We start from the raw sequence: 20057 nt of genomic DNA on the forward strand, positions 1-20057 counted from the left end.
CACTTTGGGGCCATGACATCACATAGGCCCGAGAGATCGACCCAAAACGTAAGGCCTCTGTCCGAGGCTGATCTGCGCACGGCTGCGCTGCGCTATCTCGCGCGATTCGCCACCACCGAAGCCCATCTCATGCAGGTGCTACTGCGGAAAATCAAGCGTGGGCTTGGGTCCGGGGCCGAGGCGGAGCAATTGGAGGCCGGACGCGACATGGCGGTGCGGGTGGCGGCAAGCTGTCAGCGCATGGGGCTTGTGGATGATCGTGCCTATGCGATGGGGCGGGCGCGGCGGTTGCAGGCCGAAGGACGGCCGCTCTCTCGTATTGCGCGCGACCTCGCCGGGCGCGGGGTGGGGGCGGAGGATGTGGCGGCGGCTCTCGCCAGTCTGCGGGAGGAAGAGGGGGCGGGGCGCGATCTTGATTTTGCGGCGGCCGCGACCTTGGCCCGTCGGCGTAAGCTTGGCCCCTATCAGATACGCGGCGACCGGCGGGATCCGGTGTTGCGGCGGCGTGCCTTTGGGGTCTTTGCCCGGGCCGGATTTCCGCTCGATCTTGCGCGCCGGGTTCTGGATGCCGAGTCTGTCGATGCGCTTGATGCCCTGTTGGATGAGACTTGATGGCTTCAGTTGCGGTTCGGTTGGGCGGTCTTTATGGCGGCTATTTCCTGTTTCTTGGGCTTTTTTCACCCTATTGGCCCTTGTGGCTCAAATCCCATGGCCTTGGGATCGAGGTCATCGGCTGGCTGGTGGCGCTGACCCAGATCCTGAAGGTGATGAGCGCGCCACTGATTGCGCAATTGTCCGATCTGACGGGGCGGCGGCGGGTGATTTTGTTGACGGCTGCGCTGCTGTCGCCGTTGCTGTTCGGACTTTTCGGGTTGGCTCAGACGGTTTGGGCGTTGTTTCTGGTGACGGCGCTTTTGCATCTGGTGTTGCCAGCCATCATGCCTTTGAGCGAGCAGATGGCGCTGGCCGCGGCGCGGCGGGGAGAGCTTGACTATGGCCGCACGCGGGCGGTCGGCTCCCTTACATTTCTGGTTGCAGCTTACGTCGGCGGGGTGGTGATCGCGGTCAGTTCGGTCAACAGTTTGTTCTGGATGCTGTGGGCGGCGCTTGGACTGACGGCGCTTGCGGCGCTGTTTCTGCCGCAAGACGATGCGGCGCCACGTTCCACGGGGGCCGGGCGGCTGTCTTTCGGTCCCATCGCGGGACTGCTGCGGCAGCCGGGCTTTGCCCGCATGCTGGCGACGGTGAGCCTGCTGCATGCGAGCCATGCCATGCTTTATGTGAGTGGCACGCTCCATTGGCAGGCCCATGGCATTGGCACCGCGACCATTGGCGGCTTGTGGGCGGTGGGCGTGGTGGCGGAAATCCTGCTGTTCCTGAGTGCGAGACGCTGGATCGAGCGTTGGTCCTTGTCACATATTCTCATGGGGACGGGGGCGCTTGGGGTTGTGCGCTGGGGGGTGACGGCGGTCACGCTGGATCTGACGGTGCTGTTCGGCATCCAGATTCTGCATGGGGTGACTTATGGGGTCACCCATATGGCGGCGATGCGGTATCTCGGCCGGGCCGTGCCGGAGCATCGGACGGCCACGGCACAGGCTTTATATAGTGCCATTCCCATGGGGTTGGCATCGGGCACCGCTTTGGCGCTGTCGGGCGTTTTTTACGACAGGTTGGGTGGGGGCGCTTTCTGGATCATGGCGGGGTTCTGCGGTCTGGCGTTCTGGATTGCGCGCCGGATCAGGTTACCGGCGTCTTAAGTGCAGTGGTCAGCGCCTCGAACGGCAGGAGCACGCATTTTTGACGGGCCGCATGGGGTTGCACCGGGGCAAAGACCGAGAAGCGGGTGAAGGCGGCGGGGAGGGCTGTTTCCGGGCCACCGCTGAGAAAGGCGCGAATGGCTTCCTCAGTGGCGTGGCAGGCGGCGGGCTCAAGGCCAGGCAAAGTTTCCGCCAGCAAAGAAGCGCTCGCCTGACAAAGCACGCAGGCGCGGGTTTTGTGGCCCACTTCGGTAATGACGCCGTTCTTAATCCTGAGATCAAGGGTGATGCGGTCACCACAAAGCGGATTGCGGATGTCTGCACTGGCATCCGGAGCCTCAAGGCGACCAGCGCCATGGGCCGTTGCGGCAAGTCGCAAGATTTCGGTCTGGTACAAGGGATCAATCATCAGAGACGATACTCAGATCATTAGGGTCAGAGCGGTGATGGCCGTCATGATCACGATAGTGGCAAGGATCCATACCGGCGCAGACAGGCCAGCGGAGTCAAGGGTATCCTGTTGGGGCAGGGGCTCGGGGGCGTCTCGGGGCGGTGCGGTCATCCTGGGATCCTTGGGCGTCGGGGACTACTATTATGGCAGGAAGCATAGAGTCCTCTCAGGCCGGGGAAAAGAGGTTTGCCGCAGAAAGCTTTGTATCTCTATCGTAAATTTTTGAATGCTGTTTTTAATATGCGGCTTCTAATACGCGGCGCGCGAGCTTAGTTTTTTTCTTAAATTCGGGGATAAGTGATTCTCTAATATTATCAAATATTTGAATTATTATAATTTAATCTGATTCTAATAATTTTTTTATGCCTAATAATTAAAAAAAATTACCTTACTATATGATTTATATAAACATTCTTTACATATTATTCATTTAACGGGGGGTTAGTTATAGTTAACATGCTCGTTATGAGTGACCATATAAAGACATAACACCAATGGCTTGGTGATCATTTTAAAGCGTGGTAATCTACACCTCCGCGACGTGGGAGGTATAAAGTGACAATGATTGCTTGTGATGCTGAGGGCGTAACCAGTACCACCGTAATGATGGATGCAGACTTGTCTGAAATCCGCGGGGTGATCAAATGGTTCGATGCCGTAAAAGGTTATGGATTTATTGTTCCGTCAGATGGTGACGGCGATGTCCTCCTTCATTTCTCCGCCCTTAAGGAAATTGGACGGCGTTCAGTTCCTGAGGGAGCAACGATCCAGTGCTGTGTCGTCCGCAGATCCAAAGGACGGCAGGTTCTGAAAGTCCTTGATGTGGACCTGTCCACAGCAATCGTACCCGCTGCACGCGAAAAGCAAATGCGGTCAAACCAGGATATTTCTCCTCTGAATGATGGAGAGGTGATGGTGGCGACCGTAAAATGGTTTAATCGTTTGCGGGGGTATGGGTTCGTCTCGCTGGGTGAAGGTGAACAGGACATTTTTGTTCACATGGAGGTTCTGCGGCGAGCCGGGCTCGTCGACCTTGAACCTGGCGAGCGTGTTCAAGTCGTCATCGGACGCGGCGAGCGCGGGCTTCTGGCCACAACAATCCAGCCTATGGCTCCTCGGCCCTGATATTTAAAAGCAGTTCGTCTTGATTTCGGATTTGGTATAACTTGCAAGGGTTATACAGTCAGATGCAGGTGATATGTGTCTGCAACCGGAATCAGGAGATCTGCAGCATGACGGATTTTCGAGGCTTGATCCTCGGGTCAACCCGCAGGCGTTCATTCGCTTGGGGGTTGGCTGCACTTCTCGGACTTCTGCCGGTGTCATATGAAGCTCATATGACACCGCAAAGTGCTTTTGCGGGCGAGGCGCTGAGCCGTTTGACGCTGCTGTCTCAGGACGGCGGGAAGGACGTTCGTCATTTATTTCAGGTTGAGATTGCCGATACGGACAAGGAGCGTTTGCGGGGGCTCATGTATCGCAAGACGCTTCCGGATGATGGCGGCATGTTGTTCGATTACGGGGAAGACCGCGAGGTCGCCATGTGGATGAGAAACACCCTCATTCCACTTGATATGCTGTTTATCGACAAGGCGGGGGTGGTCCGCCATATTCATGAAAATGCTATTCCTCATGATGAAACGCCGATCGCTTCCGGCGTGCCGGTGCGGGCTGTTCTGGAGCTTAAGGGCGGCACGGTGGCGAAGCTCGGGTTGCGTGAGGGCGACCGTGTGATTGGGGCGTTATTCGGGGACAAATAACATCCGGCAGGTGTGGTGCGAGGTGAAAGTACTTGACCTCCTTGCGCCTCTCCATACTAGACTGACTGCAAAACGGGGCGGACGTTATGCGGTCAAGGGTGAAAAGTCAGACGAAAGCGGAGGCGGTTTGTATTGAACCGGCGTCTGATGAGCAGGGATCATCGTCCCGTATTGCCACGCTGTTCCGGCAGCATGGGTCGGAAATTCTGGCTTTCATGACACGCAAGCTCGGCAACCGGGAAGACGCGTCCGAAGCGACACAGGATGTTTTTCTTAAATTCTGGAATCAGGAACGGCAAGGGCGGCTTGAGGGCTCCTCACGCGGGTATCTGTTTACCATTGCCTTCAATACGGCCAAAGACAGCCGGCGGCGGTCGCGCGTGCGCGTGGCCGAGAAACACGAGCCCCTTATCGAGCAGGATATGGCGGAGGATCTGGTGACATCCGAGCAAGCTGTGCTATGGCGTCAGGGACTCGAGGGCGTTGTGGAGGCTTTGCGGGAACTGCCGGTCGAAACACGGAAGATATTTATGCTCTATCACGCTCATCATTTGAGTTATCAGAACATCGCCGACAAGCTTGGCATCACCACACGAACGGTTGAACGCCATATGGCCAAAGCCATTGCCCATTGCAAGGGCCGCATGACGGAGTATCTCTGATGCAGGGAGGGCAAGCTGTGAGCGGGCCGAAATCCATTCCGCAGACTGCGGAGGAATGGTGTGCCCGCATGCATTCGGGGCAGGTGACGGGTGCTGATCGGACGGCCTTTGCGGACTGGATGGACGGAGCCCCGGAAAATCGCAGTGAGTATGATGCCACTCAGAAACTGATGCAGCTGTCGCGCGGACTTGGCGGCTATCCCGATCTTGGGGCGGCGCTTGGTCTTGAGCAGAGCAGAACATGGCGGATACAGCCTGCGTTGATCGCGGCATCGGTGGCGGCGGCTTTGATGATCGGCGGCGTTGGCATCTGGTGGCAGTATCGCGTCATTGATTATGCAACGCTGGTCGGAGAGCAGAAGACGGTCACGCTGGCTGACGGCTCGGTTGTGGATCTCAATACCGATACGACGCTGGATGTGGCGATAGGCGGCAGCAAACGCCAACTGGTGCTGGAGAAAGGGGAAGCCTTTTTTGTGGTGTCGCCCGATAAGGCGCGTCCCTTTGTGATCAAGACCGCGCAGGGCGAAATTCGGGTTGTTGGGACCAAATTCAATGTGCGCACCGATGGCGAGGCCATGGTGGTCACCGTGCTTGAGGGCCACGTCCGGGTTGCAAGAGGGCAGGAGGCTCCGTTCGATCTGGTTGCCGACGATCAGCTGCGCCTTGATGCGACGGGCGCGGTGCAGAAAAAATCCGGGGCGGATCTTGCGCAGGTGGCCGCCTGGCGGCGCGGGCAGGTTTATTTCGACAATGCCTCCCTTGCCGAGGTGATCGGTGAGTTCAATCGCTACAGCGCGCAGAAATATGTCCTGCATAATAAGAAGCTGGCGCAGTTGAAGCTGTCGGGGGTGTTCCGGACCGGGGATCCGAATGCGCTGTTGTACGCCTTGAGCGAAAGTTTCGGCATTGTCGTTGAGGTTCGGAGCGCGGAGGCGGTCTATTTGGGCCTGCCGCGCACCCGATTGTAATTATTTTTCATCTGACCTGTCGGGTGGGTCGGTTCGGCTGCGTAGCTATCTCTGAAGGGGAAGGTGTGTCTGGCAAGGATGCACCCTATAACAACCAGGGGGGATAGCATGAAGAATACCCACGTGAAGGTACTGAAGCGGCTGCTTGGAACCACCATCCTCACGGGTGGCCTTGTCCTGGCGACGCCCGTATTCGCGGATTCCGCGCGTCATTATGAAATTCAACCGCAGTCCCTCGCGTCGGCCCTGAAGGAATTGGCCAACGCTGGTCACATTCAGGTGGCCTTCGCCCCGGACGTTGTGACGGATTTGCATGCTGACGGGCTCAAGGGTGATTTCACCATCAAGCAGGCCGTTGAAGGGCTTTTGAAGAATACCGGCCTGACCTATAGCTATGACGGCGAGGATGTGATCGTTATCCGCCGCGAGCACAGCTCGGACCTGTCGGGGGGCCGGATTCGTCTGGCCGGTGCGCCGCAGACCGCTGCACCGGCGCGGGCCGCGCAGCCCCGGGAAAACGCGGCTTTCATGATTGAGGAAATCGTTGTTACCGCACAGAAACGCAGCGCGCGCCTGCAGGATGTGCCGCTGAGCGTAAGCGCGGTGGGAGCCGAGGCGCTGAGCGTTCAGGGCGTCACCGATTTCAAGGATATATTGCGCAGCGTTCCGGGGGTATCGTTCTCGGGCACGGATTTCGGGCAGAGCAGTTACAACATCCGCGGCATCAGCACAGCCTCGTCCAGTCCGACGGTCGGGGTTTATATGGATGATATCTCGCTGGTCACGGTGGCGACCAATTTCAGCGGCGCCTCAGACCCGATATTTTTTGACTTTGAGCGCCTTGAAGTGCTGAAAGGCCCGCAGGGCACGCTGTATGGCGGAAGCACCATGGGGGGAGCGATCAAATATGTGAGCGCTCAGCCCAAGATGAATGAAACTCACGTGACCGTGGCCGGGGGTGTTTCCGCGACCCAGGGTGGCGCTGCGTCCTATGAAGGTCAGGGCATCGTCAATCTGCCGGTTGTGGAAGATAAGCTCGCCGTGCGGTTCGGGGCGCTTTACCGTCACCTCGGCGGTTATATCGATCAGGTGGCCGATGCGGAGGGCATCGATTGGCGCAACAGCGATCCTGATGGCCATGGCGGATTTGCACCGCGCACTTTGAAATCGGGCAGCACCTGGGCGGAAAAAAATGTCAATTCGAGCGAGATGTTTGTGGTGCGCGGTTCGGCCAAATGGCAGGTCGATGACAGCCTGAGCGTTATTCCGTCGGTGTTCTATCAGGAGTATAAGCTCGACAACGCCAATCTGTTCCGCACCAATCTGCCGGAATTCCAGCAGTCCGATCGTCTTCAATCTCCAACGAAGGACAAGCTTGGCGTTTATGGTCTGACGATCGATAAAGACTTTGGCGAGGTGACGTTCACGTCCCTGACAGGGTATGTTAATCGAAGCGTGAGCTGGGGCCGCGATTATTCGTTCTTCATCGGCAGTCTTGTGGGGGACTTGTTCACGCATAACAGTTGGAATGATTCCGACAGCAGCACCAAAACCTTCAGTCAGGAACTGCGTCTTGCCTCGAACCATGAAGGTCCATGGCAGTGGGTTGCCGGGCTGTATTATTCGGATCAGAAGGACCGCCTGATCCAGGCGGTTGACACCGATGGATCCGGCGATGTTTTTGGCGTCGATACCGATCAAGTCTATTATGGCAACACCTTCACCCGCATGAAGCAATATGCGGCCTTTGGTGAATTGACCTATGCCATCACAGACAAACTGAGTGCTCAAGCCGGCTTGCGATTCTTTGCCATCAAGCAGCTGGTTGATGTGATCGGCGATGGGGTGTTCAATGGCGGTCCAAGCTCAGAGCTTGGCAATGTCAGCACGGAAACCGGGCTCAATCCGAAAATTGGTCTGAATTACAAGATCAGCGACAACAATCTGGCGTTTGCCACGGCCACGAAAGGCTTCCGTCCAGGTGGGCCGAACCGCTTTAAGTTTGATCCGAATTTGTGCCGGATCGATCTTGATCGTTTGGGCCTGACTGATGCGCCGGACAGTTTCAAGTCGGATAACCTGTGGAACTTTGAACTTGGCAGCAAGAACCAGTTCATGGACGGCAAGCTGACCATCAATGGAGCGCTGTTTTACACCGACTGGAAAAAGATTCAGCAGACTATAGAACTGCGCAACTGTGGCTTTAACTTCACCGGCAACGTCGGTTCGGCGGAAGTCAAGGGCGGCGAAATTGAAGTGCAGATGGTCCCGATGCCGGGTGTCAATATTGGCGGCTCGGCTACCTATACTGATGCCAAAATCACTCAGTCCGATCCAGGCGTTTCGGCGAAAGTCGGTCAGTCGGTGCTGAGCGTGCCGAAATGGATGTTCAATATCTTTGGCTCATACGCCATGCCGGTCGGCAATGATTACACCCTAACCACGCGTGGGGAATATCAGTATCACGGTTCGTCGTTGCGTAGCTTTGAAAGCGAGCTCACGACCAATATTCCAGACGACGGCATATTGATTGTTCCGAATATCGCGCAACGCGAACATTCTTATGGCCTGGCCAATGCCAGCATTGTGTTGTCGAACGATGTTCTTGAATATCGTCTGTATGTGAACAACCTGTTCAATTCGGCGCCATATCTGAATTTCACGCTTGAAGATGCGATGCTGGCGAGCACGCTGCGGCCGCGCACCTTCGGGTTTGGTGTTCGCGCTCAATTCTAATCTCCTTCAGCACTCAGAGATGCCGGCCTTGGGCCGGCATCTCCATCTTTTGACAAGTTTCATCAGCAGGAAACATGGCATGCCGCTGTCCCGTAGCATTTTCACGACCGTTATTGCATTGGCTCTGTCTTTGTCCGCCGTTGCGGGTGCTGTGGAAAAAACGGCAGGGCAGGTAGATGCTGCGCGGGTCAAGACGGCGGCCAAGGATGGCGCGAACTGGCTGCTTTATGGGCGCACGTCCGATGAAAAGCGTTATTCTCCGCTGCAGACCATCAATCGCAATACGGTGGGTAAACTGGGGCTCGCGTGGGAATTTGATGATTTCGTCACGCGTGGGCGGACGACGCGCGGTGAACAGGGCACGCCGATCGTGGTTGATGGCGTCATGTATTTTTCCAGTTCCTGGAATGCCGTCTATGCCCTTGATGCTAAGACCGGCAAAACATTATGGACCTATGATCCCGAGATTGACGGATCCTGGGCTCGGGTCACCTGCTGCGGCGTGACCAATCGCGGCGTCGCGGTGTGGAAGGGCAAGGTTTATATCGGCACGCTTGACGGATATCTTGTGGCCGTTGATGCGCGGACCGGCAAGCAGGTTTGGCGCGTCGATACCTTCACCGATCGGTCGCGCAATTATGCCATCACCGGCGCACCGCGCGTTGCTGGAAACAATATCGTGATCGGCAATGGCGGCGCGGAAATGGGCGTGCGCGGGTATGTGACGGCTTATGATGCCGAGACCGGAAAACAGTCCTGGCGGTTTTATACCGTGCCGGGCGATCCGGCCAAGGGTGACGAGCATCCGGAACTGACGACGGCGCGGAAGACATGGGGCGCGAACAGCCGTTGGGATCTGGGCGGCGGCGGCACGGTCTGGGATTCCATGACTTATGATCCGGCCTTGAATTTGCTTTATATCGGCACCGGCAATGGTAGCCCGCACCCGATCTGGAATCGCGATCCGGGACATCCGAAAAATGATAATCTTTATTTGTCGTCGATCGTGGCGGTGGATGCCACGACGGGGCGGATGAAGTGGTATTATCAGACCACGCCGGGCGACAGTTGGGATTACACAGCGACGCAGAATATGATTCTGGCCGATCTCGATATCAAGGGAACGCGTCATAAGGTCATCATGCAGGCGCCGAAGAACGGGTTCTTTTATGTGCTCGATCGGGAAACCGGCAAGCTGCTGTCGGCGGAAAAATTCACGACGGTGACATGGGCCGATCGCATCGATATGACAACCGGCCGTCCGGTGATGACTGAACAGGCGGATTATGGGCAAGCCGCCAAGGTGATCTGGCCGTCGCAGGCGGGTGGTCATAACTGGCAGCCGATGGCCTACAGTGATGACACGAAACTTGTCTATATTCCGGTTCTTGAAGCGCCGATGAAATTCATGCGTGCGGTACAACCTGATTATATACGTGGGACTATTGTGCAGGGTGTGGATGCTCAATTTCCACCATATGAGGCGGACGATAAAGCGCAGAAAGGCCAGCCGAAGCCGGTGTTCCGCAGTTTGTTGAAGGCATGGGACCCGGTCACGCAAAAGCTCGTCTGGCAGAGCGAGGAAATGTCCTATTGGAATGGCGGCGTTCTGACCACGGGCGGCGGGCTTGTGTTTCAGGGGCGCAACGACGGCTCGTTCGTCGTTTATGACGCGAAAACCGGCAAGGTTCTGAAGACGATCAAAACCGGCACCGGCATTCTTGCGGCGCCGATGACCTATCAGATCGATGGGGAGCAATATGTTGCTGTGATGGCCGGATTCGGGGGCGCGTTGACGGTGTCTTATCCGCCGGGCTCGGCAGCCTGGGATTATGAAAACCAGTCGCGGCTGCTGGTGTTCAAGCTGGGCGGAACGGAGGTTGCCTTGCCGCCGAAACGGGTTGATTCGGAGCTCGAACCTTTGCCGGAAAATTATGTGGTGAAACAGGATCGTGTGCAGCGTGGGCTTGAGCTTTACAGCACCAATTGTCTGCGCTGCCATGGGTTCCAGGGCAATGTCGGGGGATATCCAAATCTGTGGAATATGCCAGCGGATGTGCATGCGAGCTTCAAGGATATTGTGCTCGGCGGGGCTTTGAGTGCTGCTGGCATGGCGAGTTTCTCGGACGTGCTGAGCGAAGATGATGTCGAAGCCATTCAGGATTTTCTGGTGGAGGATGCGAAAAAACTGCGCGCGGTTACCAAAGAGGGCGGCAAGAAAGAATTCCGCTTTCATTGATCCAGAAATTGGCAATTGGTAAGGACAGGCTATGAAAATTGCAGGTTTCCTCTGTGCGGTACTGGCGGTAGTGCTTCCGATGACGGCCTCGGCCCATGCTGTGCTGACTGCCGGACTGGCAGAGCAACTGGTCAATCATTGCGAGGCCGAGGCGCGCAGGCAAAAGATTGCGCTCTCCATCGTTGTTTTGGATGACGGCGGACATGTGATGCTGGCCAAGCGCATGGATGGCGCGCGGTTTAAAACCATCGAGGTTGCGGAAGGAAAAGCCTATACCGCGCTCAGCATCGGTGCGCCGTCGGCTGTGTTGCAGCAGGCGGTTGAAACCGGCAAGACAAGCTATCTCACGGTGCCGGGCATTGTTGCCATTCAGGGCGGCTTGCCAATCCTGCGTGATGGTGTTGTGATCGGCGCCATGGGTGCGAGCGGGGTTGAGGAGCCGATGGACGAGGCCTGCGTTCAGGGGGCAATCAGTGCCTTGAAATAACAAAAACTCAAGGGGTGACGATGATGAAAAAATATCTTCTGGGGATCAGTGCGCTGGCGCTGATGGCGTTTGGCAATGCGACGGCAGCGGACTGGACCCTGATACAGGCCGGGCACGTGATCGCCGATCCGCGTGAGGCGGCGCTTGGGGCGACCACCATCGTTGTCAAGGATGATCGCATCCTGCGTCTTGTGCCGGGACGGTCGGGCGCTGAAATCCTGACCGAGAAAGCCGACGGGGATCAGGTTAAAATCGTTGATCTCTCCTCCTCGACCGTGTTGCCGGGTTTGATTGACAGCCATGTGCATCTGGCCATGGAACCGGATGATCCCTTTTGGCAGGAGGTGACCAAAACGGAATCTGACGCCACGGTGCAGGCGATCGTGAATGCTGAAATTTCTCTGAAGGCCGGGTTCACCACCGTGCGCGATCTGATGTCGGGTCCGGATTCGGTTTTTGCCGTACGTGATGCCATCAATCGCGGCGAAATTGTCGGCCCGCGCATTCTGGCGGCGGGCCCGGGTATTTCCATCCTGGGTGGCCATGGGGATTCGAACGGCTTCCGCCGCGATGTGTATAAAGTGCTGGCCGAGAATACGGTCCGGGGTGTTTGCACCGGGGTTGACGATTGCGCGCGTGCTGTGCGGGAAGCTTCGAAATTCGGCGCTGATGTGATCAAGATCACGGCGACGGGTGGGGTGACATCTCAGCAGGGCCGGGGGCTTGATCTTCATTTCTCGCCGGCTGAACTGAAATCCATCGTCGATACGGCACATTTGCTGGGCCTCAAGGTGGCCTCGCATGCCCATGGACCACGCGGGATCGAGGCGGCGTCAGCGGCCGGGGTCGATACCATCGAGCATGGCACCTTCGCGGATGACGCCGGGCTGAAGGTGATGAAAAAACAGGGGACTTATTTTGTCCCGACGCTGCTTGCTTTCAATGGCGTGAAGGCTCGTCTCGGCAAGGGGATCTATACGCCGGTGGTTGAAAAGAAAGTGCGGGAAACCTTGCAAAAGGTTGGTCTGACGGTCAAGTCAGCGAAGGCCATGGGCATTCCGATTGCATTTGGCACCGATGCCGGTGTGTTCGAACATGGCATCAATGCGCAGGAGTTTAAATTGCTTGTGGACTATGGCGGGCTGACCCCGCGGGAAGCTCTGGTGTCGGCAACCGTCACCGCCGCGAAGGCCCTTGGTCTTGAAAATGAAATCGGTACTCTGAGCGTTGGTAAATCCGCAGATATCATCGCCGTTGACGGTGATCCGCTGACGTCGCCAGAAGTCCTTGAAAAAGTTGGCTTCGTCATGGCTCGCGGCAAGATCGTAAGCAAGACGAACTAAGAGCGAGATTGCCGTATAAGGCGATTTACGACCGGGAAGCCGGAGCATCCTTATCACGTCCAGCACAAGGCGGGCGTCACTATCAGGTGTTCCAGCTTACCCGAGTTTCTTATCATGAAAATTCACGTTGAATGGACGACCGGTGTCATGCGGTTTCTACTGGATGATTTTGGCGGCAGCTATATATGGTCGGCGACTGTCATCCGCGATGGCAGTCTGTTGACGATCAAGGGCGTGTCGCAGATGCCGGAGAATCGACAAGCGCTGGCGACGGCGCTTCGTGTCTGGTGCCGCGACAATGGCATCGAACATGTGGAATGGGAGCGGCATAAGGAGCGGGTGCGGAAGATGCGTTATGCGGTTCGGAATTAGTTCGGGACGGCGAGGTTGAGATCATTTCTTTGTTTCTTCTCTGTTGTGAAATGAGTTCTTGCCTCCCCCGCTAAAACCCCTTAGAACCTCCTCATTCTTCCAGTGTCGGGGAGTAGCGCAGCCTGGTAGCGCATCTGGTTTGGGACCAGAGGGTCGCTGGTTCGAATCCAGTCTCCCCGACCACTTTCCTTTTTATTACTTTCAGATAAGCAGACCGGCCAGGGGTTCCAGGCCGGTTTCAGGCTTTGGCCGTCGCATGATCTTGCTATGGGGCTCAGGGTCGGGCTATCACTTGGTAGCCTTTGGTTATGCAGGATAAGTTCATGAAAGCTGTGACGGTCGGTTCGGCCATGATCGATATCATCACCCTCGTACCAAGCGAGGATATCGAGCGGGTGACCATGACCAATGCCACCGCGTCTTTTCTGCTGCTTGAGCAGGGACGCAAGGTCGAGGCTGAAAGCATCACCATTCATGTGGGCGGCGGGGCGGTCAATGCCTCCGTATCCATGAGCCGGCTTGGGCTTGCTGCGGGGATCGTGGCCAAGATCGGTCAGGATCTGAATGGCAAGAAGGTGCGGGAACGGCTGGCGGCGGAAAAGGTCGCGGCCGACCATGTGATCGAGACTGATAAGGGCGCCACCGGCACCGCAGTTATGATTTCCTCCCATGACCGTAACGCCACCATTTTCACCTATCGCGGGGCCAACCGTCTGTTGCTGGAACGAGATATCACGCCGGTCCTGTTCGCGGGTGCGGATCTGGTTTATGTGACGGCGCTTTCGGACAATTCGGCTGATTGTTTTCCGTTGATCCTGACGCTGGCGCGGGAGCAGGGGGCCTTTGTGACCGCCAATCCGGGCATCCGGCAATTGACGTCACGAACGCAGCCGTTCCTTGAAAGCCTTCAGAATATTGATCTTTTAACCTTGAATGAGACGGAAGCCTCGGCCCTTGTGCCGGCTTTGGCGGCCAATGCGGCGGCGCGGGAAAGCTTGCCGCATGTGGACATTGCTCGTGACGCGCCGCAGCTTTTGAAGAAAGGGCTGCATTTCGGCGGCTTTGACATGGGGCTTGCGACCTTTTTCGCCATTGTGCGGCGGCTTGGGCCCGGCCGGGTGTTGGTGACCGACGGGGTTCACGGGGCCTTTCTTGCGGACGAAAGCGGGATCCATCATTGCCCGATCCTGAAGGTTCAAGTGGCCGGGACGGCCGGGGCTGGCGACGCCTTTGCCTCGACCTTTGCGAGCTTTACGGCGTTTGGTAGCGCGCCTGAGTTGGCTTTGCGGGCGGCGACGGTCAATGCGGCCTCTGTGGTGTCTTTTGTCGATACCCAGACCGGACTGTTGTCGCGGGCCAATGTGGAGGCGCGGGCCGCAGCGTTCAGCGAGCGGTTGCCGGTGCGGTCCTGGGCCTGGGTTGCGCCAGAGGTCTAAAATATCGGTTGCGGTCTTGTTGGCGATGATCGTTTGCGGTAAAAGAACGGCGAAGTGCAGCCTAACAGACAGTGAGATGAGGGTTATTATCCATGGTGGCCCGTATATACCAACCGGCGAAGAACACGATGCAGTCCGGGCGCGGCAATTCGCGCCAGTGGGTGCTGGAGTTTGAACCTGAGGGCGGAAAGTCGGTCGATCCCTTGATGGGCTGGACCAGCTCGGCGGATACGCGCGGCCAGATTCAGCTCAAATTCGATACCGAGGCCGAGGCGGTCGACTATGCCTCGCGGAACAACCTGACATTTCAGGTCATCCCTCCCCATGAGCGCGTGCTTAAAATCCGCGCCTATGCCGAAAATTTCCGCTGAAGGCCCCTTCAGCGCTTGGTGACCGCCCTTAGCTCAGCTGGATAGAGCACATGCCTTCTAAGCATGGGGTCGTTGGTTCGAATCCAACAGGGCGGGCCAAATTTTTAATAAAATCAATGATCTGAAAGTGACGCGTGGGTAACATATGATCTGCGTTCTACTATGGGTAACGTATGGGTAACGTGCGGCGGTGAGGCTGACCGGAGTACTTCGGTTGACTCGTGACTACGGCGCGTGGGGTTTACGGCCTGCATGCGGGCCGTAAATCTCAGCGAGCGATCGGTTGTACTTTGGGCCGTCAGGGGGCCCGATCAGCGGGGAATTGAGCTGCAACTGCGGCCAGCGGGTTGGTTGTTCGGTGAGCTTGAGAGATAACCCAGATGCGGGGCTCGGTGCCGCCGGCAGCTCTTCTCTCCGGCATTGCGCCGCTCCATGGCCTTCGATAATGGCTCTGAGTTCAGCCGGCATGCGCAACTGACCAGCAAACTCGGCATGCGGACCTTCTTTTGCAAACCCCATGCGCTCTGGCAAAAGGGCGGCATCGAAAACGCCATCGGCCGCCTTTTCCGCGACCGGCAACGAAAATCCGACCTCGCCGCCATCTCCGACGAGGACCTTGAGGACTACATCATCAGCTTACAATATGACGCCATGACGCCAAAAAAATATCTCGGCTTCCAGGCTCCTCTGGAAACCTTCCTCAACCGGATCAATCAAGCAGATGTCGCACTTGAAACGTGAGTTCACAGCCTAATCCACAGTTCCCCATCAAAGCATACAGTAGGCAGGTTGTGGGTCATGGTACTCCGATTGATAGCAATTATTTGTTAGAAAGATCTTTGCACCCCACCCTGGTTTTCTGTCGAAAGATTATACTGAATTACAAAATGATGACTCGAGAAGCCTTCTATCAATTGGGGATATACGCATTGGGCTGGTATTGGCTTTGATTCAGTCTTTGGCATGAGAGGAATTTCAGGTTCAGTCGGCTAAGGATGAAGGGTTGATAATCATATAGAATTATGCCCTATCTCTTAAATTCAATGAAGCAAGAATTCTGGAAGGATCCTTATATACATTCATATGAATAATTAATTAGATTAAATAATTAATTAGTAATTAACTGTATTGCACCCCCGTATTTGGAGTGATATCACGAAAATGTGAGGATTCGTGATTGAGTGTGGGGTTCATCTTGACTGAGGGGGCAGGGCAGTATGCGGGGCAGATTTCCAATCCAGAACAAGATCCTTCAAATACATCAGCTGAAACTGGTCAAGTAGAGGCGCACCCATCTCCAGTCGACACCGGGCTGGCCTGTTTTGTCCTGATGTTGCAGTTTCTGGGGCAGGCGGCGGATGCGGGGCAGTTGCGGCATCAGGCGGGGAAGGGGTCGGAGCCGTTTGATGCGACCGATATCTTGCGGGCAGCCAAGGCGCTTGGGGTCAAGGCGCGGAAGGTTGCGGCGGACTGGGATAAGTTGCCGGGCATTCCCCTGCCGGCGATTGCCTGCGCCAGGGACGGCAGCTTTTTCATTCTCGGCAAGGTTGCGGCCGACAAGGCCCTGATCCAGTCGCCCAATGATCAGGGGCCGCGTACAATATCGAAGGATGAGTTTCTGGCGCTCTGGTCGGGGGAGCTGATCCTTATGACCACCCGCGCCCATATGGCCGGGGCGGCGCGTGCTTTTGACATCACCTGGTTCATTCCCGCTATCGTCAAATATCGCAAGCTTCTGGGCGAGGTCTTTGTGGCCTCGTTTTTTCTGCAGCTTTGCGGCCTGATCACGCCACTGTTCTTCCAGGTGGTGATCGACAAGGTGCTGGTGCACAAGGGGCTGATGACGCTTGATGTCATGGTCTTTGCCCTGGTGGTGGTGGCGAGTTTCGAAGTGCTGATGGGCGGGCTTCGGACCTATGTCTTTGCCCATACCACCAACCGCATCGATGTTGAATTGGGCGCGCGCCTGTTCCGACATTTGCTGGCCTTGCCCCTGAGCTATTTCGAAAGTCGTCAGGTCGGCCAGTCGGTGGCCCGGGTGCGGGAACTGGAACATATCCGCGAGTTTCTGACCTCGAACTCCGTCACGCTCATTCTCGATCTTTTGTTCACCGTGGTGTTTCTGGCGGTGATGTATATCTATTCGCCACTTTTGACTTTGATTGTCGCCTTGTCGCTGCCCTGCTATGTGGCGGTGTCTTGGGTGGTGACGCCGATCCTGCGGGAGCGCTTGAACGAGAAATTCAATCGCGGCTCCGAGAACCAGGCGTTTCTGGTCGAGGCGGTGACCGGCGTCCAGACCCTGAAAGCCATGGCGGTCGAACCGCAGATGCAGCGCAAATGGGAAGAGCAGCTGGGCGGTTACGTGACCGCCGGATTCAAGGCCGGAATGCTCGGCAATATCGGCTCTCAGGTGGTCCAGTATATCAACAAGATCACCATGGCCATCACGCTGTTCATGGGCGCGAAACTGGTGATCGATGGCGACCTCACGGTCGGGCAGCTGGTCGCCTTCAACATGATGGCCGGGCGGGTCAGCGCCCCGGTCTTGCGGCTCGCGCAGCTCTGGCAGGATTTTCAACAGGTGCGCATCTCGCTCGAACGTCTGGGCGATATCCTGAACAGCCCGACCGAGCCCGCCCATAACCCGAACCGGGCAACCCTGCCACGCATAGAGGGCCATGTGGCGTTCGAAGGCGTGCGCTTCCGTTATCGCCCTGACGGGCCGGAGGTGCTGAAACGCACCGATCTCGCCATTCCCGCCGGTCAGATCATCGGCGTGGTCGGGCCGTCGGGCTCGGGCAAATCGACGCTGACCAAACTGATCCAGCGGCTTTATGTGCCGGAGACCGGACGGGTTCTGGTCGATGGCGTCGATCTCGCCATGGTCGACACCGCCTGGTTGCGGCGGCAGGTCGGCGTGGTGCTGCAGGAAAATCTGCTGTTCCATAAAAGCGTGCGCGAGAATATCGCGCTCAGTGACCCAGCCGTGCCGCTCGACCGAGTGATCGAGGCCGCCGAGCTTGCCGGCGCCCATGAGTTCATCCTGCAATTGACCGAAGGCTATGATACCCAGATCGACGAACGTGGCGCCAATCTGTCAGGCGGGCAACGGCAACGCATGGCCATTGCGCGGGCGCTGATCACCAATCCGCGCATTCTCATTCTCGACGAAGCCACCAGTGCGCTCGACGCCGAGAGTGAGGAGATCATCCAGAACAATCTGAAACGCATGGCCGAAGGCCGCACGGTCATCATCATCGCCCACCGTTTATCGGCCTTGCGGCAGGCGCAGCGCATCCTCACGATTGAAAAGGGAGAGATCACCGAGGACGGAACGCATAAAGAACTGCTCCAGAAAAACGGCCGTTATGCTGACCTCTGGCATCGCCAGATGGGTGGCATGATGGCGGCTGAATAGAAGGGAGCAGCATCATGCGCGACATGATCACTCGTCACCTCGAGATCTGGAAAGCCTCGCTGGCCGAGGACAAGGAACGTCTCAAGCAAAAGATCACTGTGCATGAGGCCGAGTTCCTGCCCGCCGCGCTCGAGATTTTGGAGACCCCGGCGTCGCCCATCGGCCGGTTTACGCTTTGGGCCATCATCGGCTTCCTGCTCATCGCGCTTTTATGGGCGATCTTCGGCCATGTGGATATTGTGGCCAGCGCCACAGGGCGCATCATCCCAAAAACCCATGCCAAACTGATCCAGCCGGCGGAGCTTGGCGTGGTGCGCCAGATCGCGGTCCAGAATGGGGACACGGTGAAGGCGGGGGATCTGTTGATCGCGCTCGACCCCACCATCAATGCCGCCGAGTCTGAACGCATCCGCCGTGAGCTTCTGGCCTATCACATCGTCATCGCCCGTCAGACGGCGCTGCTTGATGCGGCGACCAGCGGCAAGGTCCTGTTCCACCCGCCGCAAGGCATCGCCCCCGGCATCGACAGCATGCAGCGGCGGTTGATCGACAGCCGCTTGCAGGAATATCTCGCGGGCAGTCGCGGGCTGCAAAGCCAGCTTGCGGAAAAGCGCGCGGATCTCAAACTGGTCGTCACCGAACTGACCAAACTCCGCGCCATGCAGCCGGGATTGGAAGAACAATTGCGCATGCGCAGGGAACTGATGGAAAAGGGCCTGAATTCGCGCCTCGTTTATCTCGATGCCGATCAGCGCCTGGCCGATCACAAAAAGAACATCGCCCTTGACGAAGATCGCATCACCAAGGAACAGGCGGCGATCCATGCCATCACCCAACAGATCCGCGAGCTGCAGGAAAAGTTCCGCAAGGAAAACCTCGCCGAACTCGCCGACGCCGAAGACAAGGCCGCCGCCGCCACCCAGGAACTGACCAAGGCGACCAAACGCACCGGACTGCAGGAACTGCGCGCCCCGGTCGCGGGCCTGGTGACGCAGTTGAAGATCCATACCATCGGCGGCGTCGTGCAGCCCGGTGAAACCCTGTTGCAACTGGTGCCAGAAGAAGGCCTGCAGGTCGAGGCCCTCGTGCTCAACAAAGACATCGGTTTTGTGCGCGAAGATCAGCCCGTCGAAATCAAACTCGAAGCCTTCCCCTTCACGCGTTACGGCATCATCCACGGCAAGGTCATCCAGATCGCCGACGACGCGCAGGAACTGACACCGACCGATCCACGCCAGACAAGTTCCGCACTACAATCGCGCGAACCACAAACGCTGGTCTATCCGGCTAAGATCAGTCTCAAGGATCTCAGCATCAACGTCGACGGCCGGGCCGTGCGATTGCAACCGGGCATGGCGGCGACGGTCGAGATCAAGACCGGCAAGCGGCGGATCATCGATTACATTCTCTCGCCGATTGTTAAATATACTAGTGAGAGTATGAGGGAGAGGTAGTTCCGCCTATATTTCAATATAAAATTACATATAGTAAGAAATATAATTATTTCAATTATTCAAAGGGATAAATAATATGGAAAATTTAGATTTAACTTATATAAGAGTAAATAAATTTAAGTTATTTATTTACATAATTATTTCATTGTTATTTTCTTTTTTCTCAATATTTTTATCTATTAAAATATTTAATGGATATGAATTATCTGATATTTACATGAAGAAATTCTTTAAAATATTAAATTTTTCAGATTTTTTTGGTTACTTCTTTATAGCATCGTCAACTCTATTTTTATTTTCTGCATTATTTTTAATTAGAAAAATTAGTCTGCCTGTGTGTGCAATTTTGAATTCAAAAGGAATTTGGATTTACAATTTTAATGAAAATCACCCACTTTCTTGGGAGAAAATTACAGGTATTAAGAGTAGAGGTTTTTTTGGTTCAAAAATATGTTTAATAGTTGATTCTGATTTTAATGAAAAAGACTACGCACGAAAAAATCCAGTTATACCTATGATTTTCTCAGATATAAATCTAAATAAAATGGAGAAAATAATTTTTTATTACATTAAAAAATATAAATAAAATTCTAG

Annotated in this window: 18 protein-coding genes and 2 tRNA genes; 19 read left to right on the forward strand and 1 reads right to left on the reverse strand. The window is 56.1% G+C overall.

Annotated elements, in window-relative coordinates; genetic code table 11:
• Window positions 1-12: 12 nt before the first annotated feature.
• Together NYP16_RS06725 and NYP16_RS06730 are read left to right on the forward strand one after the other, a co-directional pair.
• Entirely contained in the window at window positions 13-612 is a 600-nt protein-coding gene (locus tag NYP16_RS06725; protein ID WP_274943355.1) for a regulatory protein RecX, read from the forward strand.
• Window positions 612-1760, forward strand: coding sequence for a 3-phenylpropionate MFS transporter (locus NYP16_RS06730; protein WP_274943356.1), 1149 nt, complete (start codon window positions 612-614; stop codon window positions 1758-1760). Before NYP16_RS06725 ends, NYP16_RS06730 begins: the two co-directional genes overlap by 1 nt.
• Here the strand turns inward: NYP16_RS06730 and NYP16_RS06735 are convergent.
• A complete protein-coding gene (locus NYP16_RS06735) occupies window positions 1741-2169 on the reverse strand; it encodes an iron-sulfur cluster assembly scaffold protein (protein WP_274943357.1) in 429 nt (142 codons plus the stop codon). The genes NYP16_RS06730 and NYP16_RS06735 overlap by 20 nt on opposite strands.
• 603 nt (window positions 2170-2772) lie before the next feature.
• On the opposite strand from NYP16_RS06735, the gene NYP16_RS06740 reads away from it, so the two are divergent.
• From NYP16_RS06740 to NYP16_RS06820, 17 genes are all read left to right on the forward strand, one after another.
• Window positions 2773-3336, forward strand: a complete 564-nt coding sequence (locus tag NYP16_RS06740) for a cold-shock protein (RefSeq protein ID WP_274943574.1) — start codon at window positions 2773-2775, stop codon at window positions 3334-3336.
• A 107-nt stretch (window positions 3337-3443) separates the two neighbouring features.
• Window positions 3444-3971 carry a DUF192 domain-containing protein gene (locus tag NYP16_RS06745; RefSeq protein WP_274943358.1) on the forward strand — a complete coding sequence of 176 codons (528 nt, stop codon included), beginning with the start codon at window positions 3444-3446 and terminating at the stop codon, window positions 3969-3971.
• An 86-nt stretch (window positions 3972-4057) separates the two neighbouring features.
• Entirely contained in the window at window positions 4058-4633 is a 576-nt protein-coding gene (locus NYP16_RS06750) for an RNA polymerase sigma factor (RefSeq protein ID WP_274943359.1), read from the forward strand.
• A 17-nt stretch (window positions 4634-4650) separates the two neighbouring features.
• Complete coding sequence (locus NYP16_RS06755; RefSeq protein WP_274943360.1) at window positions 4651-5604, forward strand: FecR family protein; 954 nt, start codon at window positions 4651-4653, stop codon at window positions 5602-5604.
• 108 nt (window positions 5605-5712) lie between these two features.
• Window positions 5713-8340: a TonB-dependent receptor domain-containing protein gene (locus NYP16_RS06760; RefSeq protein WP_274943361.1), complete on the forward strand. Its 2628-nt coding sequence runs from the start codon at window positions 5713-5715 to the stop codon at window positions 8338-8340.
• A gap of 79 nt (window positions 8341-8419) precedes the next feature.
• Window positions 8420-10579: a PQQ-dependent dehydrogenase, methanol/ethanol family gene (locus tag NYP16_RS06765; protein WP_274943362.1), complete on the forward strand. Its 2160-nt coding sequence runs from the start codon at window positions 8420-8422 to the stop codon at window positions 10577-10579.
• Between the two features lie 31 nt (window positions 10580-10610).
• A complete protein-coding gene (locus NYP16_RS06770; RefSeq protein ID WP_274943363.1) occupies window positions 10611-11066 on the forward strand; it encodes a GlcG/HbpS family heme-binding protein in 456 nt (151 codons plus the stop codon).
• Between the two features lie 23 nt (window positions 11067-11089).
• On the forward strand, window positions 11090-12409 hold the full coding sequence (locus tag NYP16_RS06775; RefSeq protein ID WP_274943364.1) for a metal-dependent hydrolase family protein: 1320 nt from the start codon (window positions 11090-11092) through the stop codon (window positions 12407-12409).
• A gap of 147 nt (window positions 12410-12556) precedes the next feature.
• Entirely contained in the window at window positions 12557-12781 is a 225-nt protein-coding gene (locus NYP16_RS06780; protein ID WP_274943365.1) for a hypothetical protein, read from the forward strand.
• A 106-nt stretch (window positions 12782-12887) separates the two neighbouring features.
• Window positions 12888-12964: transfer RNA gene (locus NYP16_RS06785), tRNA-Pro, on the forward strand.
• Between the two features lie 140 nt (window positions 12965-13104).
• Window positions 13105-14217: a carbohydrate kinase family protein gene (locus NYP16_RS06790; protein ID WP_274943366.1), complete on the forward strand. Its 1113-nt coding sequence runs from the start codon at window positions 13105-13107 to the stop codon at window positions 14215-14217.
• Window positions 14218-14309: 92 nt separating this feature from the next.
• On the forward strand, window positions 14310-14588 hold the full coding sequence (locus NYP16_RS06795; RefSeq protein WP_274943367.1) for an ETC complex I subunit: 279 nt from the start codon (window positions 14310-14312) through the stop codon (window positions 14586-14588).
• A gap of 22 nt (window positions 14589-14610) precedes the next feature.
• A tRNA-Arg gene (locus NYP16_RS06800) sits at window positions 14611-14687 on the forward strand.
• A gap of 333 nt (window positions 14688-15020) precedes the next feature.
• The gene (locus tag NYP16_RS06805; RefSeq protein WP_274943368.1) at window positions 15021-15329 is read left to right on the forward strand and encodes a hypothetical protein; all 309 of its coding nucleotides are present in this window, start codon (window positions 15021-15023) and stop codon (window positions 15327-15329) included.
• A 571-nt stretch (window positions 15330-15900) separates the two neighbouring features.
• The gene (locus tag NYP16_RS06810) at window positions 15901-18009 is read left to right on the forward strand and encodes a type I secretion system permease/ATPase (RefSeq protein ID WP_346742491.1); all 2109 of its coding nucleotides are present in this window, start codon (window positions 15901-15903) and stop codon (window positions 18007-18009) included.
• A 14-nt stretch (window positions 18010-18023) separates the two neighbouring features.
• Complete coding sequence (locus tag NYP16_RS06815; protein ID WP_274943369.1) at window positions 18024-19463, forward strand: HlyD family type I secretion periplasmic adaptor subunit; 1440 nt, start codon at window positions 18024-18026, stop codon at window positions 19461-19463.
• Window positions 19464-19539: 76 nt separating this feature from the next.
• Window positions 19540-20049 (forward strand): hypothetical protein, encoded by a 510-nt coding sequence (locus NYP16_RS06820; RefSeq protein ID WP_274943370.1) that lies wholly within the window; start codon window positions 19540-19542, stop codon window positions 20047-20049.
• Window positions 20050-20057: the final 8 nt, after the last annotated feature.

Source organism: Govania unica (genome assembly GCF_027920805.1).
Taxonomy (GTDB): Bacteria; Pseudomonadota; Alphaproteobacteria; order Sphingomonadales; family Govanellaceae; genus Govanella; species Govanella unica.